We start from the raw sequence: 6,935 nt of genomic DNA, 5'->3' as shown, positions 1-6,935 counted from the left end.
TTGCCGAGGTGGCGGTTGGCGGCGCGCGCGACCAGGCCACCGGCGCCGATGCTGTCCTGCATGGCGGAGAGCAGATCGGCGAACCGGGCCGGCGCGAGCGTGAGGTTGTCGCGCAGCGTAGCGAGCGTGCGGCGATCGGCGGGTTCATGGACGACGGTATGGAGGATCAGGCCGGCGATGAGCGCCTTGGCTTCCTCGTTCCAGTGCGCATCGCCGGACTGCCCAGGGGCGTCGTGAACCAGCGCATCGGCGAGCGTGTTTGCATCCTCCGCGAGATCGAGCCCGTGCGGATCGAGCCGGGCCAGCGGGTTGTAGCGCGCGGTCGGGCGTCCGGAGACCCCGAACGGATCGAGGCACCAGACCGGCCCCTTGGCGGCGCGCGCGCGGGCGGTGACGCGGGCGTTCTCGCCTTTGGGGTCGACGCAGATCACCGAGCGGTCGAGCAGCAGCAGGTTGGGGATGATCGTGCCCACGCCTTTCCCCGAGCGGGTGGGGGCCATCGTCAGCAGGTGCGCGGGGCCGTCATACCGGAGCAGCTTGCCCGACTTGCCGGAGCGGCCAATCACCAGATCCCCGGACCCTTCCAGCTTGCGCGCGTCGTCGCGGCTCCCGAACCGCGCGGAGCCGAGCAGTCCGTCGAAGGGGCCGGGGCGGTTGGAGTTGTAGGCGGCCACGGCGATCGTGATGGCCAGCCCGATCGCGATGACGCCCGCGAAGAACAGCGGCATGAAGTTGTCGAGCACGCCCGGCCCGAACACGAAAATGAACACCGCCAGCGCGGCCGCCTTGAGCCTGCCGTTGGGACCGAGCTTGGTGATGAGGCCGCCCATCAATGGGTCGGATCGGTGCGACGATTGAGGGTTACCGTGCGGATGCCGGGCGCGGCCTCGATCCGGGCGAGCACGGCGTCGGCTTCCTCCAGATAATCGCTTGGCCAGTCGCGGCCGACGAGCATCCCGCCATCGTCGGTGTCGATGGACAGGCACGCGATATCGGGCCGCAGATCGAGCAGGCGTCCCAGGTCCTCGACCAGTCGGGCCGGGTGGGAGTCGTCGAACTGCCCGGTCATGACGACCTGCCAGGAACGACGGGGATGGACGTAGCCATCATCGGGAAGGGGGGTGCCATCCCACGTCACCGCGGGGGGTATGTCACGCATCGTCCATCGCTCCTTTTGGGTTTCCGCGTCGACGGCCGGTGGCGAGAGGCCCCACCATCAGTGGGCGGCGCGGGCGGGGACCAGCCCGCTCAGCATGGCCGCATAGGGTCCGGTCGGCGCGTTCGGATGATCTATCAGCTTGAGAGTGATGTGGGTGCAGAGTTCGCGGGGCACGGCCTCGTCCAGGAACATGTCGAACAGCGCCAGCTCGTGGGGTGTGAACACGATGTCCTCTATGAAGTGATTGTGAACCGAGTCTTCGTTGTCCTCGCGTCATTGCGCGACTTCGGCCGGGGTGCCGCGCACGAAATCCATCGCCCGGATTTGAGCGCGGATCGCCTCGATATCGAAATGCATCACGGGGTTTCCTCCACAATGGATGTTTCCGCTTCCGCGTCGAACGCCCGCTTGCCGCGTCGCTTCCATAGGGCGAGTAGCGCATCGGCTTCCGCGTCCGCTTCGGCGACCTTGGCGCGTGCCGCGAGATCGAGCAGCGCGCCGTAGAGCGTGGCGCGATCGTCGTCGGTCAGTTCGACCAGCCTGGCTTTCTGGACGAGCCCGCCCAGCTCGATCAGGTGGCGGGTGCGTGTCCGACGTTCCATGACCCAGCCCCGCGTGTCGTTACGACGCCGCGCCGCTTCCGCCCGCAGCGTCGCCGCCCGGTTCAGATTGAGCAGCCGATCCGTCGATTGCAGCAGCCCCGCCACCTTTGCGCCCGCGCCGTTGAAAGAAGCTCGCACCCTTCATGCGCCACGCCTCCTTTGCCGCAGCGTCCTTCGATCCGACCGCATCGAGCAGCACCCCGGCCAGGGTCTCGGCATCGAGCGCATCGGCACCCGTAACGACGACCAATTGGCCTAGCTGTTCAACCCGCTTCGCCTTGAGCGTCCGGGCCTTGTCGGTGAGCGCCTTCAGCTCGGCATCATAATCGCGCACTTTCCGCACCGGCTCACCCCTTCAGCGATTCATGCTAAAATCACTCTATCACCCCCATCACGAGGGTAAAGCGAGAATAGGAGAACAAGCACCAGCAAGTCAGGAGTGAGGAGCGTAGTGGATTGTGAGTGCGCGCTTATACGTCGTGCCGACGTGCGCTTGAGAAAGGCAGAAGAAACGCCTACCCCGATGCGCGAGATAGGAAGAGAGGACGCGGCTTGCGGATCGAGACCACCGACGCACCGTCCGAAGCGGACCAAGCGACCGTGCTGAGCGGTCTCGCTACCTATAACCAGATTGCGCCAGCAGTTACAGCACAGCCGATTGCGGTTTGGGTCCGCGACGAGGACGATCAGGTCGTTGGTGGGTTGTATGGGCAGACGGGAGCTAGGTGGTTCTTCATCGAGTATTTCTGGCTCCCGGAGCATTTACGCGGGAGCGGGACGGGGGCAGCGGTCCTTCGTCGCGCCGAGGAAGAGGCGGTCGCGCGCGGGTGCATCGGCGCATGGCTGGACACGTTCAGCTTCCAGGCACCGGGTTTCTATGAGCGTCAGGGCTACAGCGCGTTCGGCGTGTTGGACGACTTTCCGGCCGGGGAGCGGCGTCACTTCATGAGCAAGCGGCTTGACCGGGCGGCGGGGTAGCGGGTGGCGATCTATCACTTTTCCGCAAAGGTGATCAGCCGGGCGAACGGATCGAGCGCGGTGGCGAGCGCGGCCTATCGTTCGGCGTCCGAGCTGCATGACGACCGGCTTAATCGGGGGCACGACTTCTCGAACAAGGCGGGCGTGATCCACTCGGAGGTGATGATGCCCGAGGGCGCGCCGGAGCGGTTGTCCGACCGCGCGGTGCTGTGGAACGAGGTGGAGGCGGGGGAGAAGCGCAAGGACGCGCAGCTTGCGCGCGAGGTGGAGTTTTCGATCCCGCGCGAGATGAGCCAGGCCGAGGGCGTCCGGCTCGCGCGCGACTTCGTGCAGACGCAGTTCGTCGACCGGGGCATGGTCGCCGACCTCAATGTCCACTGGGACCAGGCGAAGGACGGGAGCCCGAAGCCGCACGCGCATGTGATGATGGCGATGCGCGACGTCGGGCCGGACGGGTTTGGAAAGAAGAACCGCGACTGGAACTCGACCGAGCTGTTGAAGGATTGGCGAGAGGCGTGGGCGGCCCATGTCAACGAGCGCATGGCCGAGCTGCATCTGGACGGGCAGATCGACCACCGCTCTTACGCGGACCAGGGCGTCGAGCTGGAGCCGCAGCATAAGATCGGCCCGGCAGCGTCCAGGCGACCGGAGCAGGGGCTTGAGGCGGAGCGGATCGAGGATCACGCCCGGATCGCGCGGGAGAACGGCGAGCGGATCATCGCCGATCCGAACGTGGCGCTGGACGCGATCACGCGGACCCAGGCGACGTTCACCACCCGCGACCTGGTGACGTTCGCGTTCCGGCATAGCGACGGTAAGGAGCAGTTCGACCGGGTGATGGGGGCGGTGCGGGCCAGCCCCGAGCTGGTCGCCTTGGGGAAGGACGGGCGCGACCAGGAGCGGTTCACCAGCCGCGACATGATCGCGGTGGAGGCGCGGCTTGAGCGCGCGGGTGACGAGCTGGCGGGCCGCGGCGAGCACGGGGTCGCCGAGGCTACCCGCGCGGGCGCGATCGGCGCGGCTGAGGCGCGCGGCCTTACCCTGTCGAGCGAGCAGCGGGACGCGTTCGACCACATCACCGGCCGCGAGGGGCTGGCGTCCGTCGTGGGCTACGCCGGCACCGGTAAATCCGCGATGCTGGGGGTCGCGCGCGAGGCGTGGGAGCGGGAGGGCTACAATGTCCGGGGCGCGGCGTTGTCGGGCATCGCGGCCGAGAACCTGGAGGGCGGGTCGGGTATCTCCTCGAGGACGATCGCGAGCCTGGAGCACGCGTGGGGCAGGGGCCGCGACCAGCTGGGCCCCCGCGACGTGCTCGTCGTCGACGAGGCGGGCATGATCGGCACCCGGCAGATGGAGCGGGTGCTGTCCCATGCCCGCGACGCGGGCGCGAAGGTCGTGATGGTGGGCGATCCCGAGCAGCTACAGGCGATCGAGGCCGGGGCGGCGTTCCGGAGCGTCGCGGAGCGGCACGGCGCAGCCGAGATCACCGAGGTCAGGCGGCAGCGGGAGTGGTGGCAGAAGGAGGCCACGCGCCAGCTTGCCACGGGCCGGACGGGCGAGGCGATCCACGCCTATGACGCGAACGGGATGGTGCGGGCGGCCGACACGCGCGAGCAGGCGCGGGCCGAGCTGGTCGACGGCTGGGACCAGGAGCGCCGGGCCGACCCGGCGCGGACGAGCATCATCTTAACCCACACGAACGACGAGGTCCGCGAGCTGAATGGCGAGGCGCGCGGCCGGATGCGCGCGAGCGGCGAGCTAGGGGCGGACGTGGCGGTGAAGGCGGACCGTGGCGACCGGGCGTTCGCGAGCGGTGACCGCATCATGTTCTTTCGCAACGAGCGAGGCATGGGCGTGAAGAACGGCAGCACGGGCACGATCGAGAGCGCGACGCCCGACCACATGAGCGTCCGTCTCGACAACGGCAGGCAGGTCGCGTTCGACGTGAAGGACTATGCCGCGGTCGACCACGGCTACGCCGCCACCTACCACAAGAGCCAGGGCGTGACGGTCGACCTCTCCTACCTACTCGCGACGCGGGGCATGGACCGGCACAGCGCCTATGTGGGCATGTCGCGTCACCGAGACGGGGTGCGGGTCCACTATGGGCGCGACGACTTCGCCGACCAGGCCCGGCTTGTCCGCGCTCTGTCGCGCGACCGGGGCAAGGACATGGCGGGCGACCATGCGCCCGAGCGCACCGAGCAAGACCGGGCACGGGCGTTCGCGGAGCGGCGCGAGATCGCCGGGATGATGGCGCGCAAGCGGGATGCGCCGACGCGCCAGCGGCCGACGCGCGAGGCGGTCGTTCAGAGCTGGACGGCCGAGCATGGGCGCGAGCTGGCGGGGGTGCGGACACGCGCGCAGCGCGCGGGAGCGCGGGCGCAGGGCATGTACGGTCGCCACGAGGCCAGGCGGGACGCCCATGCCCGCGCGCAGCCGCTACCGCCGCGCGGACTGCTCGCCGCGCTGAAACGGCCATCGTTCGAGGCCGCGCGGGGCGCGTGGGAAAAGACGGCGCGGGCGTTGCAACGGCGCTCACATCAGCTGGCCGGGCGCATAGGACAGTTGAAGGACTATCTAGGCCCGATCACCGGGCAGGGGCGTCACCGCGGCGACGAGCTGGCGCGGCGCAGGGTCGAGCGCGCGCATCCTCAGCTGACCAAACTGTACGAGGCGGTCATGCGCGAGCGGCATCAAGAGCGCGTCCGGCAACAGGCGCAGGAGCGCGAACGGATCAAGCAGCAGCGCGAGCGGGACCGCGGGCGCGATGATCGTGGGAGGGGGCGATAGGTGCCAGCGATAACGTCGGTCCGGTGCGGTGTACGGTGAGGATCGCGCCCGCGCCGTATGCGGACGGGCCGGGAATCCCTATATTGAGGTCGGAGGACGGCACCATGAGCACGACCGGGTTCGACCTTATCGCCGATGGAATCGACGCCGAGCTGGACCACCTGCACAAGCAGCGGTGGAACGCGCGCGCGGCCGAGTTGCACGACGAGGCGGACCGCGCCGAGGGCGAAGCGGCCGAGCAGGCTCAGCGGGCGCTGGACGCCCACTATGCCGACCGGTTCCGGCCGGAGACGAGCCGCATGGCGCTCTTAGACCAGGCCGCGGCGAACTACATGGAGCGGGGGCCCAGGGCTCCGTCGCCGGCCTAGAGGCTGTTATGGACTTGGGCGGTGGGGTGATTCAATCCGGACCTGGATGAGCATTTGCCGCAAGCCATACCCGGGCGGGACGCCCCAGGCACACCGAGCACCGCAGGTGCCCGCCCACCACCTCGACCGCATCGTTCCAGCGGTGACAGAAGAACCAGCGCCGGAGCTTGGCCGCATTGAGGACGCCGCAGTGCCCGCACAAGCAATCCGGAGGACGGCATCATGGGAAAGACCGGATTCGACCTTATCGCCGACGGGATCGACGCCTAGCTGGACTATTTGCACAAGCAGCAATGGAACCAGCGCGCGGCCGAGCTGCACGCGGAGGCGGACACCTCCCGGGGCGACGCGAGCGAGCAGGTTCGGCAGTCGCTTCGCGATCACTATGCCGACCGGTTCCGGTCGGAGACGAGCCGCGCCGCTTTTTGAGGCAAACCACAACCAAATATGCGACCCTGCATCCCGCGTCGGATTAAGGTTTTAAAATCATCACTTGGACCAACTTACTTCACACAGGTTACCGACGATCGCGCGAGCGTAAGCTAATAGCAGTCCATGCCGTTGTTTTACCTTCATATCCATTATTGCGATGGATTAGCGCGCGACGAGGAAGGGCTGGAGCTTCCCAGCTTAGACGCCGCGCGCGATGAAGCGATCGCGGGAGCCCGCGCCATGATGTGCGAGGAGCTAAAGCAAGGCCGGGTTCGCCTTGGCTGCCATATCGATATCGAGGACGGCGACGAGCGGCTGCTCGCGGTGGTGCCGTTTCGGGAAGCGGTCACGTTCACCGGCCTCGAACAAGCAAAGTCGGATACCGGGATTGGCAACCAACGCTGATTTTTGTTAGATGCACGTTATCGTCGATTAACGGCCTGCAGGCTTTGGCGACCGGGAGATGACATGTGTTCCCGCCTGATTAACCGGGACCATGCACATGACCAGAGCCAGCGACGCGACGCTTGAGCGCTTTCTTGCGCGCCTGTTACGTCGGTCACCCCTGAACAGCGATGAGCAGGCCGCCATCCTCGAGCTCCG

The 6,935-nt window shown here is 67.6% G+C and carries 10 protein-coding genes; 5 read left to right on the top strand and 5 right to left on the bottom strand.

Features of this window, described 5'->3' with window-relative positions; translation table 11 throughout:
* The 5 genes from ACFE7F_RS10215 to ACFE7F_RS10195 form a co-directional block, all read right to left on the bottom strand.
* Positions 1-830 (bottom strand): type IV secretory system conjugative DNA transfer family protein (locus ACFE7F_RS10215; RefSeq protein WP_375403742.1); only part of this gene is annotated, 830 nt, incomplete at its 3' end.
* The gene (locus ACFE7F_RS10210; RefSeq protein ID WP_375403728.1) at positions 830-1,159 is read right to left on the bottom strand and encodes a hypothetical protein; all 330 of its coding nucleotides are present in this window, start codon (positions 1,157-1,159) and stop codon (positions 830-832) included. The genes ACFE7F_RS10210 and ACFE7F_RS10215, both read right to left, overlap by 1 nt.
* A gap of 57 nt (positions 1,160-1,216) precedes the next feature.
* Positions 1,217-1,384 (bottom strand): hypothetical protein, encoded by a 168-nt coding sequence (locus tag ACFE7F_RS10205; RefSeq protein WP_375403727.1) that lies wholly within the window; start codon positions 1,382-1,384, stop codon positions 1,217-1,219.
* A gap of 131 nt (positions 1,385-1,515) precedes the next feature.
* Positions 1,516-1,761: a conjugal transfer protein TraD gene (locus ACFE7F_RS10200; RefSeq protein WP_375403743.1), complete on the bottom strand. Its 246-nt coding sequence runs from the start codon at positions 1,759-1,761 to the stop codon at positions 1,516-1,518.
* A 19-nt stretch (positions 1,762-1,780) separates the two neighbouring features.
* Entirely contained in the window at positions 1,781-2,104 is a 324-nt protein-coding gene (locus tag ACFE7F_RS10195; RefSeq protein WP_375403726.1) for a conjugal transfer protein TraD, read from the bottom strand.
* Between the two features lie 209 nt (positions 2,105-2,313).
* Between ACFE7F_RS10195 and ACFE7F_RS10190 the strand changes: the two genes are divergently transcribed.
* The 5 genes from ACFE7F_RS10190 to ACFE7F_RS10170 all read left to right on the top strand — a co-directional run bounded on the left by ACFE7F_RS10190 (position 2,314) and on the right by ACFE7F_RS10170 (position 6,737).
* The gene (locus ACFE7F_RS10190; protein ID WP_375403725.1) at positions 2,314-2,739 is read left to right on the top strand and encodes a GNAT family N-acetyltransferase; all 426 of its coding nucleotides are present in this window, start codon (positions 2,314-2,316) and stop codon (positions 2,737-2,739) included.
* A 3-nt stretch (positions 2,740-2,742) separates the two neighbouring features.
* Positions 2,743-5,532, top strand: coding sequence for a Ti-type conjugative transfer relaxase TraA (gene traA, locus ACFE7F_RS10185; protein ID WP_375403724.1), 2,790 nt, complete (start codon positions 2,743-2,745; stop codon positions 5,530-5,532).
* Positions 5,533-5,636: 104 nt separating this feature from the next.
* Positions 5,637-5,900: a hypothetical protein gene (locus tag ACFE7F_RS10180; RefSeq protein ID WP_375403723.1), complete on the top strand. Its 264-nt coding sequence runs from the start codon at positions 5,637-5,639 to the stop codon at positions 5,898-5,900.
* Positions 5,901-6,179: 279 nt separating this feature from the next.
* Positions 6,180-6,329 carry a hypothetical protein gene (locus tag ACFE7F_RS10175; protein WP_375403722.1) on the top strand — a complete coding sequence of 50 codons (150 nt, stop codon included), beginning with the start codon at positions 6,180-6,182 and terminating at the stop codon, positions 6,327-6,329.
* 126 nt (positions 6,330-6,455) lie between these two features.
* The gene (locus ACFE7F_RS10170) at positions 6,456-6,737 is read left to right on the top strand and encodes a DUF6894 family protein (RefSeq protein WP_375403721.1); all 282 of its coding nucleotides are present in this window, start codon (positions 6,456-6,458) and stop codon (positions 6,735-6,737) included.
* Positions 6,738-6,935: the final 198 nt, after the last annotated feature.

This window comes from uncultured Sphingomonas sp. (assembly GCF_964235535.1).
Lineage (GTDB): Bacteria > Pseudomonadota > Alphaproteobacteria > Sphingomonadales > Sphingomonadaceae > Sphingomonas.
Note: the sequence above shows the minus strand (reverse complement) of the source record. Positions and strands in the feature narration are given on the sequence as shown.

Excerpts from the sequence above, each read along its gene's own strand:
- ACFE7F_RS10170 (WP_375403721.1), top strand. The coding sequence starts at position 6,456 with ATGCCGTTGTTTTACCTTCATATCCATTATTGCGATGGATTAGCGCGC.
- ACFE7F_RS10200 (WP_375403743.1), bottom strand. The coding sequence starts at position 1,761 with ATGGAACGTCGGACACGCACCCGCCACCTGATCGAGCTGGGCGGGCTC.
- ACFE7F_RS10210 (WP_375403728.1), bottom strand. The coding sequence starts at position 1,159 with ATGCGTGACATACCCCCCGCGGTGACGTGGGATGGCACCCCCCTTCCC.
- ACFE7F_RS10180 (WP_375403723.1), top strand. The coding sequence starts at position 5,637 with ATGAGCACGACCGGGTTCGACCTTATCGCCGATGGAATCGACGCCGAG.